This is a genomic window from Streptomyces sp. NPDC052101, from assembly GCF_040680235.1.
In the GTDB taxonomy this organism is placed as follows: Bacteria; Actinomycetota; Actinomycetes; order Streptomycetales; family Streptomycetaceae; genus Streptomyces.
The window spans coordinates 767,309-788,276 of the sequence record NZ_JBFAWH010000001.1; the positions used below are offsets into that span (position 1 = coordinate 767,309).

Consider the following 20,968-nt stretch of genomic DNA (forward strand, 5'->3'; position numbering starts at 1 on the left):
CGGGTCCTCTCTACAGGGCACCCGACGGGCTGTTCTGGTTGCCGTTCGGACTGTTGTGGCCGTCGTCGTCCCGTAACGTCTCCTCCCGCGCCGCCAGCTTGCGCAGCATCTCCATGACGCGGTCGCGGGACTCGTCGGCCGCGTCGATGGCCTCCATGCACTGCCAGTACGTCGTCTCGTCGGCCGCGCCGCTGGCCAGGCCGACCAGGGCTATGCCGACCTCGCCGAGCAGACCCCCGAGGCAGAGCAGGGTTTCGCGGGCGTCGTCCAGCTCGGTGAGCTGGGCGGCACGCAGGTCGCCCAGGTCGATCTCGGGCGGGTCCAGGACTCCGCAGCCCCGGCCGGCCAGCTCGGTCAGGCCGAGCGCCTCGCCGCGCAGCTCCGGCGGGCCGGAGACCGCGAGCCTGCTGCCGATCGCCTGGGCCAGGGCCTGTGCCTGCCACACCTCCGTCATGATCTCTCGGGCGTCGGCGCCGCCCGCCAGCGCACGCCTGCTTGTGAGGATGAGCCGAACCGCATCCATGCGTCGCCCCCGTCCTTCCGCGTGCCTCCGCGCACGCCCTCTCGAACTTACCTGTCCACTACCCAGAGTGAGGGTGCGTGGGACGAAAAGCCAGAGGTGGGCGGAAATTTGTGGACAACAATTCGGATTCTACAGGCGAATTGATTGCGGAGAGTAATAACGGAGTTCAGGATTCCGGCCGTTGGCGGCGCTCGGACCCGTCTTCGCGCCCCGGCACCGGGAAACGCTGCTCGTTGCGGGTGATCTTGGCGTCGAGAGCGGTCAGCGGATCGACGCCGAGCACCTCGCAGAACTGCAGGAGATAGGCGAGGACGTCGGCGACCTCGTCCGTGACGCGGTGCGCGGCGGAGGGGTCGTCCATCACACGGGCCGACTCCTCCGGGGTCAACCACTGGAAGATCTCGACCAGTTCGGAGGCCTCCACCGAGAGGGCCGCGGCGAGGTTCTTGGGCGTGTGGTAGGGCTGCCAGTTCCGCGCGGCCGCGAACTCGGCGAGCCTGCGCTGGAGTCGGGCCAGGTCGAGAGGTTCCGTCACGCGTCCAGGTGTACCACTGTGACACCCTCGATCCCGGCGGCCCACGAGGCGTCGCTCACCGCGCCCACACACCGAATGTGCCCGCGCTCGCCCATCCGGGCCGCCGTCCGCAGCAGTTCCCGGCGCTGGCACGGGTCGAGGCAGCGGTCGAAGCCGTCGGCGAGGACGGTGAGGCTGCGCAGGGCGTCGGGCACCTCGCCCGGGGCGTCCAGGTCCAGGACGCCGGGTCCGGTCAGCAGCACCAGGGTCAGCGCGAGATAGCGCAGTTCGCCGTCGCCCAGCCGGGCCAGTTCGCTGCGCGGGCCGTCGCCGCGGTCGAGCAGGGCCCGTACGGTGCCGTCCTGCAGCGGTTCGGCGATCAGGTCGGCCACCGGGCCGGCGCAGCCCGCGCGCACCGCCTCGACCAGCAGGGCGTGCCGGCGGCCGCACTCGGCGCGGGTGCGCCACAGCACGTCGGCGAGGTTGTCGCAGCCGGGCAGCAGCCGGCCGGAGCCGGTGGGAACGGGGGTGCGCATGCACTCCGGGCGGGGGTCGCAGGCGAAGACCGAGCGCAGAGCGACCACCATCTGCTCGGCCGCGGCGAGCACCTGCCGCTGCCCGTCCGTCTTGCCGGCCACGCGCAGCGGCAGCAGGGCGGTGCCGAGGCGGTCGTCGGGGAGCGGGGCGCGCGTCACCGGGGCGGAGCCCGCGGTGTGCCAGGCCGCCTGGACGGTCCGGCGCCCGGGGTCGCGCAGCGCGGTCTCCAGCAGGACGACCCCGCCCGCGGTCAGCCGCTCGCCCACGATCCTGAGGTCCGGCTCGGCCTGTACGGCGAGGTCGAGCCGGACGGGTCCCTCGGCGCCGTCGGCCGTACACCCGATCCTGAAGCCCCGGCGTCCGCCGGCATCGGGGCGCGCCCGCTGCGGCACACAGGCGACCGGGTCCCGGAACGCCTCGCGGAGCGACGCTCCGCCGCCGAGCCGCGCGAGCGCCTCGTACGCCGCGATCGCGGTCGTCTTCCCCGTCCCGCTGGGCCCCGCGAACAAGGTGACGGACCCCAGCGGAAACCCGGCCCGCCGGTGCCCCGCGAACGCCGACAGCCGCAGCTCGGTGATCCGGGCCCGCAGATCGGGGGAACGCCGGGACTGTGCGGGGACGGTTGCGACGGACGCGGCGGCGGGGGACTCAGCGGACACGGAAGGCACGGCCATGTGCGGACGGTAGGACTCCACCGCACCGGCGAACCGTTTTCCCGTCCGCGCCTTCCCACGATCGGGGGACGGACGGCCAGCAACGGAACCCGGAACCACCCGCCCGAGTACCCCTCCCTGGACGACACCGCCCCGACACCCCGACCGCCCACCGAACGACGCCCAACAGCACCGAACGGCGCCGAACGACATGGGCCGACATGGACCGGACGGACATCCACGGGACCTGCCGCGCGACGCACACGGCCCCGGCCACCGCCGCCGGAGCACACCGGCCGGCCAGCCGGACCGAGACAGCCCCAAGCGCCGCCCGCTCGGCCCACGAAGCCACCAGCGCACCTCCGGGCAGCCGAAAGGCACCTGCACCGCCTCCGCCGCTCAGCCCGACGACACCCAGCCGACCTCGCTCCGCGAGATACCCGCCGCTTCAGCCCCCGGACGACGCCCACACAGCCCCGCTCCGCCAGGAACCCGCCGCCTCAGCCGCCACAGGCACCCGCACAGCCCAACGCGCCCACACATCCGCCCGCCTGGAGCCCTCGATCCAGCCACCGGAGGAACCCGCTCAGCCCGAAGACGCCCAGCCGACCTCGCTCCGCAAGGAACCCACCGCTTCAGCCCCGGACGACGCCCGCACGGCCCCGCTCAGCCCGGAGCCCCCGATCCAACCGGCAAAGGCACTCGCACAGCCCGACGCCCGCACTGCCTGCCCGCTTGGAGCCCCCCGCATCAGCCACCGGAGAAACCCACACAGCCTGCCCGCTTGAAGCCCCCGCATCAGCCGCCGGAGGCACCCGCGCAGCCCCGCTCCGCCAGGAACCCGCCGGTCCAACCGCCGGAGGCACCCGCACAGCCACGCCCGCCCCGAGCCCCCGTTCAGCCGCCGGAGGCGCCCGCGTTCTCCAGTAGGCCGCTTACCTCGGTGCCGGGTGGGGTGAGGAGGAACACATTGCGGTCGACGCGGTGCATGCCGCTGCCCAGGCCGAAGACCACGCCCGTGCTGAAGTCGAGGACGCGCTTGGCGACCTCGGTCTCCGCGCCGGTCAGGTCGAGCAGGACGGGCGCGCCTGCCATCAGGGTCTCGGCGACCTCCCGGGCGTCCGCGAAGACGTTGACCCGCAGCACCACGAACCGGCGCCGCGTCTCCGTCTCGGCGTCCGGCAGCGAGCGGTGGTTCACCGCGGACGGCCAGGCGTCCCGGCCGCGCAGCGGCACGACCTGGGCGAGCCCCTCCCACTGTTCATCGGTGACGTCGTAGCGGTTCACCGGCTCCCCCCGAACTGACTCGCGTTCCATGCCTGCACCAGCCAATTCTTACGCCAAGTCACCCGTTCGGCCCAACAACGACACGGTGCGCGACAGACCGGATCGGCCCCGCCCCGGGACCGAACCTAGGAAACATTTACGAATATGCCTGCTTCTTACCTCGCTCACACCGTTCTCTTCACTTCCGGACACTGACTGCTCATGCGTCCCCGATAGCGTCCGGTCCCGTGCACTTGGCAGAAACACAGCAGGTGACAGCCGGCCGGCGGACGCAGTCGGCGGTGTCCACCGCCCGGGCCGCCCGCCCGGAGGTCCATGAGGCTCCCGCGCAGTGGCACCGTGTGCTGACACTGCTCGCCGACGTGAGCCTGTTCATCGGCACGCGCACGGTGTGGACGCAGGCGGCCACCCACAAGCTGGTCCTCGCCGGGATCATCTCCGTCTGCTACGCCTCGATCCTGGTGACCGGCGTGCTGACGCTGACCGTCCGCCGCGCCCGCTCGCTGGCCCGCCTGGACGTGATCGTGCTCGTGACCGCGATCGCGCTCACCCTGTGCACCTGGGCGCTGAACCACGCGGGCGGCGACGAGGCGGTCCTGACCACGCAGGCCGCGAAGGAGTTGATGGGCGGCCACCAGGTCTACGACCACCCGTGGCCGTGGCTCTTCCACATCAAGGGCGTCGCCCTGACGGCGACGACGACCGGCGGCTACGACTTCACGTACGGCTATCCCCCGCTGACGCCACTGCTCACCGCGCCCTTCCTGTGGCTCGGCCACAACGGCGCCCCGGCGACGGCGGCGGCGACGGTCGTACTGATCGTGGGCACGGTCGTGCTGTGGCGGCTGCTGCCGGCTCCGTGGCGCTCCGCGGCCACGATGGTCTGCCTGGGCTTCAGCTTCCTGCCGATGTACGCCCGCCAGGGCTACCCGGCGATCGTCGGCCTGGTCCTGCTGGTACCGGTGGTGGTGCGCTGGTCGCGGTTCGGCGCCGGGGGCCGGCTGGGCGCCGCCGGGATCGCGCGGGCCGCATGCCTCGGCGCCGCGTGCGCGGCCCAGCAACTCCCCTGGTTCGTCACCCCGTTCCTGCTGGCCGGGATCTACGCCGTGCGCCGAGGCGAACTCGGCGGCCGGGAGGCCGTGCGGGTGGTGCTGCGGATCGCCGGGATCGCCGTGCTCACCTGGCTGCTGATCAACACGTACTTCATCGTGACCGAGCCCGGTCCGTGGCTGGAGGGCATCGCCCTGCCGCTGACCCAGGGCGCGGTGCTGCACGGTCAGGGCCTGGTCGGCATCTCGCTGTACTTCACCCACGGCAGCGACCGGCTCGACTGGTACGGCCATGCGAGCATGCTGCTCGCGGCGGCCCTGCTGGCGCTGTTCGTGCTGTTCGTACGGCGGCTGGGCCCGGCCGCGACCGTGCTGCCCTGGTGCGCCTTCTACCTGGCGACCCGGTCCCAGGACGGCTATTACCTGATGATGACGCCGCTGTGGCTGGCGGCGGCGATCACCGTGCCCTTGTCGGACTTCTCGCAGGCGTGGCAGCCGCGGCCCCAGTGGCTGACGGGCCGGCGGCGCCGGCCCGCGCTGGCCGCGGCCGTGGCGCTGCTGGTACTGCCCGCGCTGGTGAGCGCGACGCTCGCGGTGACGGGGAAGCCGCCGCTGCGGATGGACATCACCGCCCGGCACGGCTCGGCGCGCTCCCTGTCGACCCTGACCCTGCGGGTCACCAACACCGGCAGCGCCGCGCTGACGCCGCACTACATGCTGACGACCGGCCAGGGCATGGACAAGTACTGGTCGCTGGCGCACGGCCCGGCCACGATCCCCGCGCACAGCACGGCGACCGTGGTGCTGCGGGCGCCCAAGGGCGGGTTCCCGCTGCCCGCGAAGAAGAGCACGCACTTCCGGCTGCGCGCCTTCACGGCGACCCCGCAGACGCTCTCCACGATCGATGTGAACCAGGCCGACCTGGGCATCAAGGGCTGAGCACGCCGGCGCTCAGCCCGCCGTCAGGGTGAAGCGGAGTCCGGCGGTCACCGTGGTCAGGCCGCGCATCATGCCCAGCTGGTTCCAGCCCATGCCGAACTGCTCGCGGTCCACGGTGAACTCCGCGTCCAGGGTGAGCGCCTCGGCGCTCGCGTCGGTCAGGCGCGCGGTGAGGGTCACGGGCCTGCTGATGCCCCGCACGGTCAGCTGACCGGTGACCCGCACGCCGTCGCCGTCGAGGCGGTCGGCGGCGCGGACGGCGAAGGTAATCTCCGGGTGGTTGGCGGCGTCGAAGAAGTCGGCCGACCGCAGGTGGGTGTCCCGCTTGGCGCTCTTCGTGTCCAGGGAGGCGGCGTCCAGGGTCACCGTGCCGGCCGCCGAGCCGTCGGGCCGTACCTCGCCCGTGCCCGAGACGGTGGTGAACGTGCCCTTCACGGTGACCAGGCCCCACATGGTCCTGTGCCGCAGTCCCACGGTGGACGCGGCGGGGTCGAGCTGCCAGGTGCCTGTCTGCACGGCGACGGTCATGGTCGTACTCCCACTCATTGGTTCAATTTTGGATGACCTCAACGAGGAGCACGCTAGCGCCTCATCCAAATTTGGACAACCCACTCATCCAAAATTGGACAACGGGTAGACTCGACCCATGTCCGCACCCGACGCGCACCCCGCCGACCAGTTCGAATGTCCCGCCGCAGGGAGCGGGCTGCTGCCCGACGAGCTGCGGGCGTGGATGATCCTGCTGGCCGCCACGGGCGCCGTGGAGCAGCGGCTGCGCTCGGTCGTGAAGGAGACCCTCGACGTCTCCCACGACGAGTTCCTGATCCTGTGCCTGCTGGCCGAGCAGCCGCGTACCGGACTGCGCATGACCCAGGTCGCCGACCTCCTCGGCCGCCCCAAGACCCGGCTCACCTACCAGATCGCCTGCCTGCAGCGGGCCGGGCTCGTCACCCGCACGTCCGTGTGCGGCGACCGGCGCGGCGTGCAGGTGACCCTCACCGACAAGGCGCGCGACCTGCTCGGCGAGACCTCGGCCCTGCTCGCCGGGACCGTCCGGCAGGCCCTCGACGACTCCATGGGCCCCGATCAGCGCGCCGCCATGTGCGCGCTCGTACCGGAGCTTCCGGACCTGGAGAGCGAGCCCGCCGGCGACTGAGCGGCGCAGGTCGCACGCGCAAGTGGAGAAACCTCACAGGCCGTCGTTTACTCGCGCTCAAGCAGCCTGCCCTAGCATCCGAGCCATGACGGTCCTGCCTGACGACGGGCTCTCACTGGCCGCCGAGTTCCCTTTCGCGACGCATGAGCAGTGGCAACGCCTGGTCGAAGGTGTGCTGCGCAAGTCGGGCAAGGAAGTCTCGGGCGCGGCAGCTGAGGACGCCCTGTCCACGACGCTGGAGGACGGGCTGCGCACCCGGCCCCTCTACACCGCGCGCGACGACGCGCCCGACCCCGGCCTGCCCGGCTTCGCGCCGTATCTGCGCGGCGGCCGCCCCGAGGGCAACACCGCGGGCGGCTGGGACGTTCGGCAGCGGCACACCGCCCTCGCGGAGCACGCCGCCCTGGCCGACCTGGAGAACGGCGGCACCTCGCTGTGGCTCGTGCTGGGCGAGGGCGGCATCCCGGTCGACGGGCTGGGCCGGGCGCTGGAGGGCGTCTACCTCGACCTGGCGCCGGTCGTCCTGGACGCGGGCCGGGACACCGAGCAGGCCGCCGAGGCGCTGCTGCGGCTGTACGCCGACAAGGGCGTGGACGCGGCGGCCGTACGCGGCAATCTGGGCAGCGACCCGCTGGGGTACGAGGCCCGTACCGGCACCGCGCTGGACTTCGCGCCGTACGCCGCCCTGGCCGCGCGCTGCGCTGAGCAGTACGCCGGTCTGCGCGCGCTGACCGTGGACGCGCTGCCGTACCACGAGGCGGGCGGATCGGCCGCGCAGGAGCTGGGCGCCTCGCTCGCCACCGGTGTGGCGTATCTGCGTGACCTCACCGCGGCGGGGCTGAGCGTCGAACAGGCCGCCGCGCAGCTGGAGTTCCGCTACGCCGCCACCGCCGACCAGTTCCTCACCATCGCCAAGCTGCGCGCCGCGCGCCGGCTGTGGGCCCGGGTCGCCGAGGTCTGCGGGGCCCCGGGTGCGCAGGTGCAGCACGCGGTGACCTCGCCCGTGATGATGGCCCGCCGCGACCCGTGGGTGAACATGCTCCGCACGACCGTCGCCACGCTCGCCGCCGGGGTCGGCGGCGCCGACTCCGTCACCGTGCTGCCGTTCGACCACGCCCTCGGCCTGCCCGACGCGTTCGCCCGCCGTATCGCCCGCAACACCTCCACGATCCTCATCGAGGAGTCCCACCTGGCCCGGGTCATCGACCCGGCGGGCGGCTCCTGGTACGTCGAGACGCTGACCGACGAACTCGCCCGCGCGGCCTGGGAGTTCTTCCGCTCGATCGAGCGCGACGGCGGCCAGGCGGCCGTACTGCGCTCCGGCCGGCTGCGCACCGACCTCGCGACGACCTGGGCGGAGCGCTCCAAGAAGCTCGCCAAGCGGCGCGAACCCATCACCGGTGTCAGCGAGTTCCCGCTGCTCGCCGAGAAGCCGGTGGAGCGCGAGCCCGCGCCCGAGCCGCCGTCCGGCGGGCTGCCTCGGGTGCGCCGGGACGAGGCGTACGAGGAGCTGCGCGCCCGCTCCGACGCCCATCTCGCGGCGACCGGCGCCCGCCCCCGCGTCTTCCTCGCCACGCTCGGCTCGGCCGCCGAGTACACCGCGCGCGCCACCTTCGCCGCCAACCTCTTCCAGGCGGGCGGCATCGAGCCGGTCACCGAGGGAAGCTTCGAGGAGAGCGGCGCCACCGAGGCCGTGCTCTGCTCCAGCGACGCCCGCTACGCCGAACAGGCCGCGCAGACCGCCGAGTCGCTGCGCGCGGCCGGCGCCCGGCAGGTGTTCCTGGCGGGCCGGGGCGACTACGCCGGCATCGACTCGTACGTCTTCGCGGGCTGCGACGCCATCGACGTCCTGTCCGCGACTCTCGACCGCATGGGAGTGTCCTGATGGGAATCCCCGACTTCTCCGGCATCGAGCTGGGGACGCCGGCCGCCGACGGCAGTGCCGATCAGTGGCGTGCGGCCGTCGAGCGGGCGACCGGGAGCGAAGCGCCGCTGTGGGAGACCCCGGAGGGCATCGGGGTCAAGCCGCTGTACACCGGCCGTGACCTGGAGGGCCTGGACTTCCTGGGCACCTACCCGGGCATGGCACCGTATCTGCGCGGCCCCTACCCGACGATGTACGTCAACCAGCCCTGGACGATCCGCCAGTACGCGGGCTTCTCCACCGCCGAGGAGTCCAACGCGTTCTACCGGCGCAACCTGGCGGCCGGGCAGAAGGGCCTGTCGGTCGCCTTCGACCTGCCCACGCACCGGGGCTACGACAGCGACCACCCGCGCGTGACCGGCGACGTCGGCATGGCGGGCGTGGCCATCGACTCGATCTACGACATGCGGCAGCTGTTCGACGGGATCCCGCTGGACAGGATGACCGTGTCGATGACGATGAACGGCGCGGTGCTGCCCGTGCTCGCGCTGTACATCGTGGCGGCGGAGGAACAGGGCGTACCGCCCGAGAAGCTGGCCGGAACCATTCAGAACGACATTCTGAAGGAGTTCATGGTCCGCAACACGTACATCTATCCGCCGAAGCCGTCGATGCGGATCATCTCCGACATCTTCGCGTACACCTCACAGCGGATGCCCCGCTACAACTCGATCTCCATCTCGGGCTACCACATCCAGGAGGCCGGTGCCACGGCCGACCTGGAGCTGGCGTACACGCTCGCGGACGGCGTCGAGTACATCCGGGCGGGCCGGGAGGCGGGCCTGGACGTGGACGCGTTCGCGCCCCGGCTCTCGTTCTTCTGGGCGATCGGCATGAACTTCTTCATGGAGATCGCCAAGATGCGCGCGGCCCGGCTGCTGTGGGCCAAGCTGGTCTCGCAGTTCGAGCCGCAGAACTCCAAGTCCCTCTCCCTGCGCACCCATTCGCAGACCTCGGGCTGGTCGCTGACCGCGCAGGACGTGTTCAACAACGTCACGCGTACGGCCGTGGAGGCGATGGCGGCGACCCAGGGCCACACCCAGTCGCTGCACACCAACGCCCTGGACGAGGCGCTCGCGCTGCCGACGGACTTCTCGGCGCGCATCGCCCGCAACACCCAGCTGCTCATCCAGCAGGAGTCGGGCACCACGAGGGTCATCGACCCGTGGGGCGGCAGCGCGTACGTGGAGAAGCTGACGTACGACCTCGCCCGCAAGGCCTGGCAGCACATCCAGGAGGTCGAGCAGGCGGGCGGCATGGCGCAGGCCATCGACGCCGGCATCCCGAAGCTGCGCGTCGAGGAGGCGGCGGCCCGTACGCAGGCCCGGATCGACTCCGGCCGGCAGCCGGTGATCGGCGTCAACAAGTACCGCGTGGACAGCGACGAGCAGATCGAGGTCCTCAAGGTCGACAACTCCTCCGTACGCGCGCAGCAGATCGAGAAGCTGCGGCGGCTGCGCGCCGAGCGGGACGAGCGGACCTGCCAGGACGCCCTGGACGCGCTCACGCGGGCGGCCGACGGCAAGGAGAACCTGCTGGAGCTGGCCGTGCGCGCGGCCCGCGCCAAGGCGACCGTCGGTGAGATCTCCGACGCACTGGAGAAGGTGTACGGCCGGCACGCGAGCCAGATCCGTACGATTTCCGGCGTGTACCGCAACGAAGCAGGCCAGTCCCCGAACGTGGACCGCACCCGTGCCCTGGTGGACGCCTTCGAGGAGGCCGAGGGGCGCCGGCCGCGCATCCTGGTCGCCAAGATGGGCCAGGACGGCCACGACCGCGGCCAGAAGGTGATCGCGACCGCCTTCGCCGACCTCGGCTTCGACGTCGACGTCGGCCCGCTGTTCCAGACGCCGGAGGAGGTCGCCCGGCAGGCGGTCGAGGCGGATGTCCATGTGGTCGGTGTGTCCTCGCTGGCCGCGGGCCATCTGACGCTCGTCCCGGCGCTGCGCGAGAAGCTCGCCGAGGAGGGCCGTGAGGACATCATGGTCGTGGTCGGCGGGGTGATCCCGCCGCAGGACGTGCCGACCCTGCTGGAGATGGGCGCGGCGGACGTGTTCGGGCCGGGGACGGTGATCCCGGACGCGGCGCACGACCTGGTGAAGCGGCTGTCGGCCGACCTCGGCCACGAGCTGTAGGGCGCCGATGGCAGCGATCGAACTCGACGCATATGTGAAGGGTGTGCTCGACGGAAAGCGGGCGATCGTGGCCCGTGCGATCACGCTCGTCGAGTCCATCCGCCCCGCGCACCGGTCGCTGGCACAGGAGTTGCTGACACAGCTCCTTCCGCACAGCGGCCGGGCGCGGCGGATCGGCATCAGCGGGGTGCCGGGTGTCGGTAAGTCGACGTTCATCGACGCGTTCGGCACCCTGCTGACCTCACTGGGCCATCGGGTCGCCGTCCTCGCCGTGGACCCGTCCTCGACGCGCACCGGTGGCTCCATCCTGGGTGACAAGACCCGGATGGAGCGCCTCGCGGTCGACCCGAACGCCTTCGTGCGGCCGTCCCCCAGCGCGGGCACGCTGGGCGGGGTCGCGAAGGCGACACGGGAGTCGATGGTCGTGATGGAGGCGGCGGGCTACGACGTGATCCTGGTGGAGACCGTCGGAGTCGGGCAGTCGGAGACAGCGGTCGCCGACATGGTCGACTCCTTCCTCCTGCTGACCCTGGCCCGCACCGGCGACCAGCTGCAGGGCATCAAGAAGGGCGTCCTGGAGCTGGCCGACGTGATCGCCGTCAACAAGGCGGACGGTCCGCACGAGCGCGACGCTCGGGGTGCGGCACGGGAGTTGGCGGGCGCGCTCCGGCTGATGCACGGCAAGGAAGCGTTCTGGACTCCGCCGGTGCTCAGCTGCAGCGCCCGTGAGTCGACAGGCCTCGAACTGGTCTGGGAGCGCCTCGAACAGCACCGTGCGCTGCTCGACTCCGCCGGGCGGCTGACCGCCAAGCGGCGCGATCAGCAGGTCGGCTGGACCTGGGCGATGGTCCGTGACGAACTCCTCGGCCGGCTGCACGCCGACCCGGCGGTGCGCGACGCCGCCCCGGACCTCGAACGGCAGGTCAGGGAGGGCCAGTTGACCGCGACCCTGGCGGCGGAACGCATCCTGGAGGCGTTCGAGAGGCGTACGGCTCCTCCGGGCGGGGCCTGAGGCGGGCGCGGCGCTGGACGACCTGGTCGGAGACGAGGGCGTAGGGCGGACGCGGTGGCCGGGGCCGGTTCGGCGCCGCGGGCGAGGCGGTGCATCTGGTGGGGGACCAGCGCCAGGGGGTGAGTGCGAGGGCGGGCCGCCGGGGAGCACCTGCTCGGCGGGCTCCCACCGGGTGATCCCGCCTGTCAGCATCAGCGGGAGCGGACTGCTGGCGACCGGGTCGGTCGCCATGTCCAGGAAGTAGGCCTCGCGTGCCTGTGTGCGGGAGTCCGCCGGGCGGCCCGACATGGCCGGGCTCTCATCACTGCCGCCGGACAACTCGACCAGGTCGACGCCGAGCGGTGCGAGCAGCCCGATCACAGGAACTGTGACAGCAGGTAGCCGTGGGCGGCGTGGATCTCCACGCCGCCGAATCCGGCCTGCTCGGCGCGCGCCGCAACAGCCCGGCGCCGGCCATCCCTGCCTCCATGGCCGCCTTGGCGATCCGGTTGCCCAGGACCTCCGCTCCCCCGCTGAATGTATACACCGCTCACATTGGGGCCGCGAATGTAAGCAGCGCCAACCTCATGAGGTGCTCCATGCCGAAGCCGAGCAGCCCGTACCACCACGGCGACCTGCGGGGCGCATGCCTGCGTGCGGCCCGGGAGCTGCTGGAGGAGGACGGCAGCGCGGGGCTGTCGCTGCGCGCGGTGGCCCGCCGGGCCGGTGTCTCCCCCACCGCCCCCTACCGCCACTACGCCGACCGCGACGCACTGCTCACGGCCGTGGCGAGCGAGGGCTACGGCGAACTCGCCGGGTTCCTGGCCGCGGCGCACCCGGCACCGGCGGCCCCGGACGACCTGACCGCCGTCGCCGTCGCCTACGTCCGGTTCGCGCTCGCGCATCCGGCGCTGTTCCGGGTGATGTTCGCGGAGCCCTGCGATCCGGGCGACGCCGAGCGGGCCGCCGCGACGGCCACCTTCTCCGCGTACGTCACCGCACTGGTCCAGAACACCTTCCCCGGCGCCACCGCGCCCGACGCCCTGGCCACGGCGGTCTGGGCCCTGGTCCACGGCCTGGCCTTCCTGCACCTGGACGGCGAACTCGACGCCACCGACCCCGCCGCCGTCGACGCCAGGGTCCGCGCCGCCGTCCATGCGGTACTCACCACCCGCGGCCAGGACGCCCGGTAAAGCCACGACGGCGGCGCCAACAGACCCAAAAAGCACCGCAGTTCGGTCACCGCATCGCGTTTCAATTACTCCCGAGCGCTAAATGGGGCCTTTTCTTTCCGTTCCCGGCGGGAGTTTCCAGGTCTGGTTCCTCGCTTCATTGCGCCGGAGCCGACAGCGGGCCACGATGGAGGACCCCGTTGTCCTGCCAACAGGACAGTACGGCGGTGTCGTCGACCATTCGCCGCATCATTGCCGCACCCCAAGGCCTCGATGCCGGGCAGGCCTGTTTCCGTCACACCACGAAAGGTGAGTGCCGTATGTTCGTCCCCAGCCACTACCGGGAACCGGACGCGTCATGGATGGTCGATCTGATGCGTGGGAACCCGCTGGCGCTGATGGCCAGCAACGGGGCTCCCGCCGACGGGCCGTTCGCCACCCACCTTCCGGTCATCACCGAGCCCGGGTGGGACGGACAAGCCGCTCCGGACCTGGCCGGTATGCCGCTGCTGGGCCACATGAATCGCAACAATCCGCACTGGGCGGCACTGGACACGGGTACGGTGATCCTGCTGACGTTCACCGGTCCGCACGCCTATGTCTCGCCCACCGTCTACGACATCACGCCCGCCGCCCCGACCTGGAACTTCACCTCGGTGCACGTACACGGAGTGGTGGAGAAGATCGAGTCGCTGGAGGAGACGCTGGATGTCGTAAAGGCGACGGTGCGGGCCTACGAGGGGAAATTCGGCGACAGCTGGGACATGACCGAATCCCTTGAGTATTTCCGCAAGATAGTGCCCGACGTCGGCGCCTTCCGCGTCCAGGTGACCAAGGCCGAGGGAATGTTCAAACTCAGCCAGGAACAGCGCCCCGAGGTGCGCGAGCGGGTGGTGAAGTCGTTCGCCGGACGCGGATGCACCCGGCACGAACAGACAGCGGATCTCATGAACCGTCTGCCGTAATGGCTTTCCCTGCGACTCGGGGTCCGCACCCCTTGACGAGTGCGGACCCCGTGACTTCACCGCCCCGGACGGACTCCCCCGCCCGTCTCCGGCGCGACCGTCGCAGCAGCCGGTACCGATGAACCGGTCAGGCGAGCGGCGGTTGCCCGTCAGCCTCCTTCAGTACCTGGTCGGCAGCGGCGTCGAGCGTGGCCATCACCCACTCCCCCAACTCGGTGCCGGCTTGGGCCGCCGCCTTGTGCCACCACTGAAGCCGGTTGTCGGGCACGGCGAGCCGGCGCGTCGCCGCCACGGCGTCCGACTGCTCCGAGGTGCCCTCGCGCTGGGCCCGGATGGCGTTGCGCAGTTGCTTGGTGCTCCACTTCATCCGCTCGGTGCGATCGAGCCAGGATTCCTGCTCGTCGGCCGGCAGCGACGCCAGCTCGGCGTGGTGCTGGAAGCTGAGCGCGGGCCGCCGCCGGTGCAGCTCGAACCGCCGGGAGACCCAGGCGTAGTTGCGCAGCGTCTGGTACTGCAGCCCGGCCGCGCGGATGCCGCGTTCATAGCGGTCCTGGTAGTGGTCCTTTCCGTACACGAGCCAGTCTCCGAGCCACCAGGACGACGAGTTGAGCAGCCCGGAGAGCTGGCGTCCGGCCTTCTCCCACTCCTCGAAGGCGAGCCCCGTGGGTATATGCAACCCCACCTTCGTGGTGAGTACTTGATCGCGTCGCGCCTCCACCCCGCTGACTCTTTGGGTTCTCGACACAGCCTCTGCGGTCCTGCCGAACAAGAGCGCCTTGGAGTCTTTGCAGTCCTCGACCTGATTCATCATCACGCCTCCGTATCAACGCGCGTATCGACTGGGCGGCTCCGCGGTACCCTCATCGAATAAAGAAAGCGCGTTCACCCCGTTTTTTGGCACGCAGCGACCACCGCACGCAGAGTAGTGCGCCCGACTTGAATGAACCTCGAATGAACTGAGCATTGCTCGGTTACTCATTGAGGTCGGTATGGCCAACTGCCGCGCTCTCGAGTAGATCCTGACATCGATACCAGTTCAAGGATCTTGGCGCCATCGAGCACTACTTTGCAGAGTTCGAACACACGCTCCCTCAGTGGTCTAGTCCACTTCTTGGCGTGATTTGCGTGTGCCGGTGGGGTCGGCGCCACCCTGGACCAGGCGCCGCGATGCGTCACGACATCCCCGGACGCCACCCACGCCCCTTTCCGCCACTGCCTCGACAGGGCCCACACACCTGACATCCTTGCAGGTCATAGCCCCACGGCTGCGAAGTACCGAGATCACCACCGCCGTTGAGACCGAGTAGCTTACCTCTTGGCGACATCAGCGGAATCCAGCCTTCATCCTGTCGCCAGGCGCCCGCGAGGCGATGTGCCACTCGAGGCGCCACAACAAGTCATCCAGCCACCGGCAGTGGTGCCACGCTGGACGGCGACCTACACTCTCTCTGCACAACGCTCAGTAACGTCGGGGGAGTTATTGCGGCATGCACCTGACCCAAGCGGACACGTCGTCGACTTCACAGGACGCGACGTACGCCAGCAACTCGGACTTGCCTCTGGACCATTTCAGCAGCACGATCTTCAAGAGCTTACGTCGGGTCGATCAACGCAAGTGGGCGCACGCCTATCTGAAAGCGCTGCTCGTCACGTCGGGCAAGAAGTCGGTGCGCCGGCTTGCCACCGCGGTCTCCCACGACCCGTCCGTCGTGCAGTCGCTGCGCCAGTTCGTGAGTCTCAGTCCGTGGGACTTCGATGAGATCATGGAGGAACTCACCCACTGGGTGGCCGGCCGACGACCCGACCCCGTGTGGTCCCTCGGCCGGGCCGTCCTGCCCAAGCGCGGTGACCGGTCGGTGGGTGTCCACCGCTACTTCGACCTCTCCTCGGGCCGCACCCTCAACTGCCAGCTGGGACTGGGCTCTTTTCTGTGCCTGGGCGACGCGCAGGTTCCCGTCGACTGGTGCCTGCACCTGCCGACGACCTGGACGCAGGACTCCGGGCGGCGCAGGGACGCACGCATACCGGACGCCGAGCAGTACCGGCCGCTGTGGGCGCACACGCTCCGACTCGTCGACCGGCTGTCGGCCCGCACGCACTCCACGTCCTCCGTCGTCCTCGTCGACATGAGCGACGAACCCGACGTGGGGCACCTGCTGTTCGGACTCGCCAAGCGCCGCCGGGACTTCGTCGTAGCGGTGCCGCCGCACCTGGCGGTGCTGCCCGCCGGCGAGGGCGCCTCGGCACCGGTGAGCGCGAGGACCCTGGTCTCCGCGCAGAGCCTGGAGACGGCCGTCGTCCCGCTGCCCGACGGACGACGGCGCATCACCCACCTCCAGACATCGCTGGTCTATCTGCCGGGCGGCTCCCAGGGGCGCTCCCCCGGACCTCCCTACCGGCTCTTCACCGAAGTGGACCCCACCCAGGCCCCGGGTCCGCTGTGGCTCACCAGCCTCGCGCACGACACCCTCGCGGAGGTCGGCTCGATCGCCGCGCTGAACACCGGCACGACGGACGCGATCGCTTCCATGGAGCAGGACTTCGGACTGCTGGACTTCGAGGGGCGCTCGTTCCCCGGCTGGTACCACCACATGGCCCTCGTCTCGGCCGCGTACACCTACGGGCGCCTGCACGGACTCACCGCTGTGCCGTCCCGCGACACGGCACAGCGAGTGCCGTAGCGGCACGGCACGCGGCCCGCCCGAGCGTGAAGGGCCGGTCCGATCCCGGTACCGGCCCCCCACTTCGGGCATCAGCGGCTGTACTCGTGCTCGTACACCGGGCCCTGGTTCTGCGGGGCCGCGAGCCGGCGCGACAGCTTCTCGCCCTCGACATCCATGTCGGGCAGGATGCGGTCGAGCCACCTCGGCAGCCACCAGGCGCGGTTGCCGAGGAGGGCGAAGAGCGCCGGGATGATGGCCATGCGGACGACGAAGGCGTCGAAGACGACCGCGAAGGCCAGGCCGAGGCCGATCATCCGGACGAAGACGTTGTCCTGCATGATGAAGCCGGAGAACACGCTCGTCATGATGAGCGCGGCCGCGCTGACCACGCGGCCACCGTGCCGGAAGCCGGTGACGACCGCCTGGTGGGTCGACTCCCCGTGGACGTAGGCCTCGCGCATCCGGGTCACCAGGAAGACCTCGTAGTCCATGGCGAGACCGAAGACCACGCCGATCATGATGATCGGCAGCTGGCTCATGATCGGGCCAGGCTGGTCGACCCCCACGATGTCGGCGAACCAGCCCCACTGGAAGATCGCCACCAGGGCACCGAGGGACGCCGACACCGACAGCAGGAATCCGAGGGCCGCCTTCAGCGGCACGAGGAACGACCTGAAGACGAGGATCAGCAGCACGAAGGCGAGACCGACCACGAGGCCGAGATAGGGCAGCAACGCGTCCTGGAGGGTCTGCGAGAAGTCGATGAACATGGCCGTCTGCCCGCTCACCAGGACCTCGGCGCCATTGGCCCGCCCGAGACCGTGGAGGTCGCCCCGCAAGTTCTTGACCAGCTGTTTCGTCTTGTCGTCCTGCGGTCCCTTGTCCGGTACGACGTTGACGATCGCGGTGTCGCCCGTCTGGTTCGGGGTCACCGCGCCCACGTCGGCGACGCCGGGCTCGTGGGACAGCCTGGTGGCGACGACCTTGCCCACGGACTTGGCGTCATGGGCCGAGATGGTGATCATCAGGGGGCCGTTGAAGCCGGGGCCGAAGGAGTCCGACAACATGTCGTACGCCTTGCGCTGGGTGGTGTCGGGGGCCATGGTGCCCTCGCCGGGCAGGCCCAGCTCCAGCCGGGCCGCGGGAGCGGCGACGGCGCCGAGGCTGAGCACACCGAACAGCAGGACGAGGACGGGACGGCGCACGACGAAACTCGCCCACCGGGCACCCAGGTTCGGCCGCTGCCGCGCAGCCCGCTTCTCGGCCTTGCGGCGCTGGCGATCGGAGAGCGGCTTGCCCGCGATCAGCTTGCGGTCCCTGCGGCGCAGCACCTTGAACGGGGCGAAGCCGAGCAGCGCCGGCACCAGCGTGACGGCGACCAGGACGGCGATCGCGACGGTGCCCGCCGCGGCCAGGCCCATCTTCGTCAGCATCGGGACATTGACGACGGTGAGACCCGCGAGGGCGACGATGACGGTGAGACCGGCGAAGACCACGGCGGAGCCCGCGGTGCCGACCGCCCGGCCGGCGGCCTCCTGCCGCTCCCGGCCCTCGGCCATCTCGGCGCGGTAGCGGGAGATGATGAAGAGGGCGTAGTCGATTCCCACGGCCAGGCCGATCATCATGGCCAGGGTGGTGGTGGTCGTGGACAGGCCGAGCGTGCTGCCGAGGGCGCCGATCGAGGCGACGCCGATACCGACCCCCATGATGGCGGTGATCAGCGGCATGCCCGCCGCCACCAGCGAACCGAAGGTGGTCAGCAGGATCAGGGCGGCGATGCCGATGCCGATGGCCTCGGAGGAACCGCCGGCGTCCTGCTTCACGGGGACCGCGTCACCGCCCATCTCGACCTTGAGCCCCTGAGCGCGGGCGTCGTCGGCGGCTTTGGTCAGGGCTTTGTGCGCCGCGTCGGACACCTTCAGGGCGGTGACCTTGTACGTGACGATCGCGTAGGCCGTGGTGCCGTCCTTGCTGACGGCGCCCGTGGTGAACGGATCGGAGGTCCCGACGACCTGTGGGCCCTTGGACAGCTGGGCGACGAGAGCGGCCACCTTCGTCTTCGGCGCGGGATCCGAGATCTTCTCGTGCGCCGGTGCGCGGACCACGACCCGGGCCGAGGCGCCGTCGGCGCTCACGGCCGGGAACTTGTCCTTCAGCAGGTCGAGGGCCTTCTGGGACTCCGTGCCCGGCATGGAGAAGGTGTCGGTGGGCGGCGGCGGCGCGGTCGACGCGGCGACCGCGACCCCGCCGAGGACCAGGATCCAGAGCAGCAGGGTGAGGCCTCGTCGCCGGAAGGCGAAGCGGCCGATTCTGTAGAGCAAGGTGGCCAAGGTGATCCAACTCCTGTGAGTACGTGCCGAAGACAAGGTCTGTGAAAAGGACTTGGGCGGGGCGGACGAGGCCGGCTCGGTCACACACCGGGCCGGTCCGGGCTACGCGAGGGGGCCGCGGCGTTGCGGCGCGCGGCGGCCGGCGCGTCTGCGGCACCCCGAGAGCGCCAGCGCGACGCATACGAGGACCGTCAGAAGCACGCCGGGCAGGGCGGCGAGCCCGACCTCCGCGACGTACGCGGGGAGCAGCAGCGCCGCGGCCAGGACGGGCAGGGACTCCTGCCACATGGACCTGCTGTCGCGCGGTTCCTCCCCGGGCGGGTGCACGGCGCGGTCGGTGGGCTGCGGACCCTGCGAGCCGCCGTCCACGAGCGCGGTGAAGACGTCCTCCAGGCCGGGACTGTGCACCGCGAGCCGCAGGGGCTCCACACCGGCGCCGTCCAGGATGTCGAGGACGGCGCGCATCAGGCCGACGCTGCCGTCGCCGGGGATCTGCAGGCTGAGCGCGGTGTCGTCCCGGACGGCCGTGTCCAGGCTGAACAGCGCGGCGGCGGTGGCCAGTTCGGCTGCGTCGGCGAAGTGCAGCCGGATGTGACCACCGGGGACCAGCCGCAGCAGAGCGTCCTGCGTGCCCTCGGCGACGAGCCGACCGCGGTGCAGGACGCCGATCCGGTCGGCGAGCAGGCCCGCCTCCTGCGGCGAGCAAGTGGTGAACAGCACCGTGATGCCGTCCGCGGCGAGTTCACGCACCACGTCCCGCACGATGCGGCGGCCCACCGGGTCGAGATCCGCGGTGGGCTCGTCCATCAGGAGCACTCCCGGATCCCCGGCCAGCACCATCGCCAGGTCGAGCTGGCGCCGCTGGCCGCTGGAGAGTGCGGCCGCGGGCTCGGCGGCGACCCGTGACAGGCCGAGCCGTGCCAGGAGTTCGGCCGCCCGCGACCTGCCCTCGTGGGCCGGCAGCCGGCGCAGAGCCGGTGTCAGCCGCACGTTCTCCTCAGCGGTGCGGCGGGTGTTGACCGCCGAGGTCCGGCCGACAAGTCCGACGGCGGCGCGTACCGCAGCGGCGTCCGCGGGCAGGTCGTACCCGGCGACGCGTATGTCTCCGCCGTCGGCGGCGGTGCGCGCCGAGAGGATCCGCATCACGGTGGTCTTGCCGGCGTCGTCGAGCCCCAGCAGGGCGAAGACGGTGCCGTGGGGGACGTCCAGGTGGAAGTCATCGATGGCGGTCGTCCTTCCGTACGACTTCCGCAGCCCCCGGACCTGGATGGCCGAGGGGCCCTGCGCTCCGGGGAGCGGGGGGTGCGGCCCCGCGGCGGTCGCTGCCTGGCTCACGGCGCCACCTGCTCGGTGCGGAACTCTCCCGGAGCGGGGAGGCAGCCGGGGGTTCGGGGGTATCCGTGGATGTTCCGCACGCCCGGTCCCTCCTCTTCGTGTTCCGTCTCTTCGTGTTGCTCCTTGTGCTCGCCCGGCCCGGCGGGCCGGCTCTCGGGGAGCCGGAAGGAAGCAGCCATAGCGTCATGATGGCATCACTTTGGCGCCATGTCCATCGCCGACCTGTGCCACCCTGGCGCGCGACCGGCGGCGCCGGGACACCGGGCGGGCGACTCACCTTGACTCCACCGCTGTGACCTGCGGATACGCCTCGACAGGACAGAGTGGACGGTGGGTCGGCCACCGCCTCACGTTGGCCGGAAGGCATCGGAGCCGCCGCCTGACCAGGCGAACGACAGCAGGCGCAGGCCCTCCGTGACGCCCTCGTGGGGCCGTGTCGTACAAGGATGGCGCCGCGGGGTGTGGCGGTGGTCCGGCGCCGCCGTTAGCACTCGGGAACCAGGGCAGGCCGGACCACCTGACTTTGGCGTCATCTCATCGCTCGATGACACCCCAAAGGCCTGTCTGCTCGCGTAAACTCGGCAGTGCGCAAATTTCGCGGGCAACCAACTACCGGGCTGCCGAGACCCGTCGATGCATGAACCGGCGGGGCGACGCCCGAGCGCCCGTGACCCATTCCGGTCGCTGTCACAGGGAGTTCAAAGCCACTCCCTGCGCGGACATCCCGCCATGGCGTTAATGTGGCCCCTTATGGCATCGGCGGAGAATTGCGCCCCGAACCGCGGGGCGCCCCCA

General features: G+C 71.0%; 17 protein-coding genes and 1 pseudogene. 8 read left to right on the forward strand and 10 right to left on the reverse strand.

What is annotated here, in order from left to right:
* Positions 1 to 10 precede the first annotated feature (10 nt).
* The 4 genes from AB0L75_RS03325 to AB0L75_RS03340 all read right to left on the reverse strand — a co-directional run bounded on the left by AB0L75_RS03325 (position 11) and on the right by AB0L75_RS03340 (position 3,544).
* Entirely contained in the window at positions 11 to 523 is a 513-nt protein-coding gene (locus AB0L75_RS03325; protein WP_365174632.1) for a DUF6099 family protein, read from the reverse strand.
* Between the two features lie 166 nt (positions 524 to 689).
* On the reverse strand, positions 690 to 1,058 hold the full coding sequence (locus tag AB0L75_RS03330) for a nucleotide pyrophosphohydrolase (protein ID WP_365174635.1): 369 nt from the start codon (positions 1,056 to 1,058) through the stop codon (positions 690 to 692).
* Entirely contained in the window at positions 1,055 to 2,248 is a 1,194-nt protein-coding gene (locus AB0L75_RS03335) for an ATP-binding protein (RefSeq protein ID WP_365174637.1), read from the reverse strand. The genes AB0L75_RS03330 and AB0L75_RS03335 overlap by 4 nt, the downstream gene beginning before the upstream one ends.
* Positions 2,249 to 3,124: 876 nt before the next feature.
* A complete protein-coding gene (locus AB0L75_RS03340) occupies positions 3,125 to 3,544 on the reverse strand; it encodes a cell division protein SepF (RefSeq protein WP_365174639.1) in 420 nt (139 codons plus the stop codon).
* 251 nt (positions 3,545 to 3,795) lie between these two features.
* Here AB0L75_RS03340 and AB0L75_RS03345 point away from each other — a divergent pair, with 251 nt between their 5' ends.
* On the forward strand, positions 3,796 to 5,502 hold the full coding sequence (locus AB0L75_RS03345) for a hypothetical protein (protein WP_365174885.1): 1,707 nt from the start codon (positions 3,796 to 3,798) through the stop codon (positions 5,500 to 5,502).
* Positions 5,503 to 5,514: 12 nt separating this feature from the next.
* Here the strand turns inward: AB0L75_RS03345 and AB0L75_RS03350 are convergent, their stop codons facing one another.
* Positions 5,515 to 6,030 carry a YceI family protein gene (locus AB0L75_RS03350; protein ID WP_365174888.1) on the reverse strand — a complete coding sequence of 172 codons (516 nt, stop codon included), beginning with the start codon at positions 6,028 to 6,030 and terminating at the stop codon, positions 5,515 to 5,517.
* Positions 6,031 to 6,148: 118 nt separating this feature from the next.
* On the opposite strand from AB0L75_RS03350, the gene AB0L75_RS03355 reads away from it, so the two are divergent.
* The 4 genes from AB0L75_RS03355 (at position 6,149) to meaB (ending at position 11,729) form a co-directional block, all read left to right on the forward strand.
* Positions 6,149 to 6,658 (forward strand): MarR family transcriptional regulator, encoded by a 510-nt coding sequence (locus AB0L75_RS03355; protein ID WP_365174641.1) that lies wholly within the window; start codon positions 6,149 to 6,151, stop codon positions 6,656 to 6,658.
* 85 nt (positions 6,659 to 6,743) lie between these two features.
* A complete protein-coding gene (locus AB0L75_RS03360) occupies positions 6,744 to 8,543 on the forward strand; it encodes a methylmalonyl-CoA mutase family protein (RefSeq protein ID WP_365174644.1) in 1,800 nt (599 codons plus the stop codon).
* Positions 8,543 to 10,717, forward strand: a complete 2,175-nt coding sequence (gene scpA / locus AB0L75_RS03365; protein ID WP_365174647.1) for a methylmalonyl-CoA mutase — start codon at positions 8,543 to 8,545, stop codon at positions 10,715 to 10,717. The genes AB0L75_RS03360 and scpA overlap by 1 nt, the downstream gene beginning before the upstream one ends.
* A 7-nt stretch (positions 10,718 to 10,724) precedes the next feature.
* On the forward strand, positions 10,725 to 11,729 hold the full coding sequence (meaB, locus tag AB0L75_RS03370) for a methylmalonyl Co-A mutase-associated GTPase MeaB (RefSeq protein ID WP_365174650.1): 1,005 nt from the start codon (positions 10,725 to 10,727) through the stop codon (positions 11,727 to 11,729).
* A gap of 225 nt (positions 11,730 to 11,954) precedes the next feature.
* Here meaB and AB0L75_RS03375 read toward each other — a convergent pair.
* Positions 11,955 to 12,166 (reverse strand): annotated as a pseudogene (locus AB0L75_RS03375) (2,4-dienoyl-CoA reductase); the annotation flags it as partial.
* A 141-nt stretch (positions 12,167 to 12,307) separates the two neighbouring features.
* On the opposite strand from AB0L75_RS03375, the gene AB0L75_RS03380 reads away from it, so the two are divergent.
* On the forward strand, positions 12,308 to 12,901 hold the full coding sequence (locus tag AB0L75_RS03380; protein ID WP_365174652.1) for a TetR/AcrR family transcriptional regulator: 594 nt from the start codon (positions 12,308 to 12,310) through the stop codon (positions 12,899 to 12,901).
* A 299-nt stretch (positions 12,902 to 13,200) separates the two neighbouring features.
* Positions 13,201 to 13,845: an FMN-binding negative transcriptional regulator gene (locus tag AB0L75_RS03385; RefSeq protein WP_365174655.1), complete on the forward strand. Its 645-nt coding sequence runs from the start codon at positions 13,201 to 13,203 to the stop codon at positions 13,843 to 13,845.
* Between the two features lie 127 nt (positions 13,846 to 13,972).
* Here the strand turns inward: AB0L75_RS03385 and AB0L75_RS03390 are convergent, their stop codons facing one another.
* Positions 13,973 to 14,527 (reverse strand): LmbU family transcriptional regulator, encoded by a 555-nt coding sequence (locus tag AB0L75_RS03390; RefSeq protein WP_365174658.1) that lies wholly within the window; start codon positions 14,525 to 14,527, stop codon positions 13,973 to 13,975.
* 805 nt (positions 14,528 to 15,332) lie between these two features.
* Between AB0L75_RS03390 and AB0L75_RS03395 the strand changes: the two genes are divergently transcribed.
* The gene (locus AB0L75_RS03395; protein ID WP_365174660.1) at positions 15,333 to 16,526 is read left to right on the forward strand and encodes a transposase; all 1,194 of its coding nucleotides are present in this window, start codon (positions 15,333 to 15,335) and stop codon (positions 16,524 to 16,526) included.
* Positions 16,527 to 16,597: 71 nt separating this feature from the next.
* On the opposite strand, the gene AB0L75_RS03400 is transcribed toward AB0L75_RS03395, so the two are convergent.
* The 3 genes from AB0L75_RS03400 to AB0L75_RS03410 form a co-directional block, all read right to left on the reverse strand.
* Entirely contained in the window at positions 16,598 to 18,838 is a 2,241-nt protein-coding gene (locus AB0L75_RS03400) for an MMPL family transporter (protein WP_365174662.1), read from the reverse strand.
* 102 nt (positions 18,839 to 18,940) lie between these two features.
* Positions 18,941 to 20,173, reverse strand: a complete 1,233-nt coding sequence (locus AB0L75_RS03405; RefSeq protein ID WP_365174664.1) for an ABC transporter ATP-binding protein — start codon at positions 20,171 to 20,173, stop codon at positions 18,941 to 18,943.
* Positions 20,170 to 20,352, reverse strand: coding sequence for a hypothetical protein (locus AB0L75_RS03410; protein WP_365174667.1), 183 nt, complete (start codon positions 20,350 to 20,352; stop codon positions 20,170 to 20,172). The genes AB0L75_RS03405 and AB0L75_RS03410 overlap by 4 nt, the downstream gene beginning before the upstream one ends.
* Positions 20,353 to 20,968 lie beyond the last annotated feature (616 nt).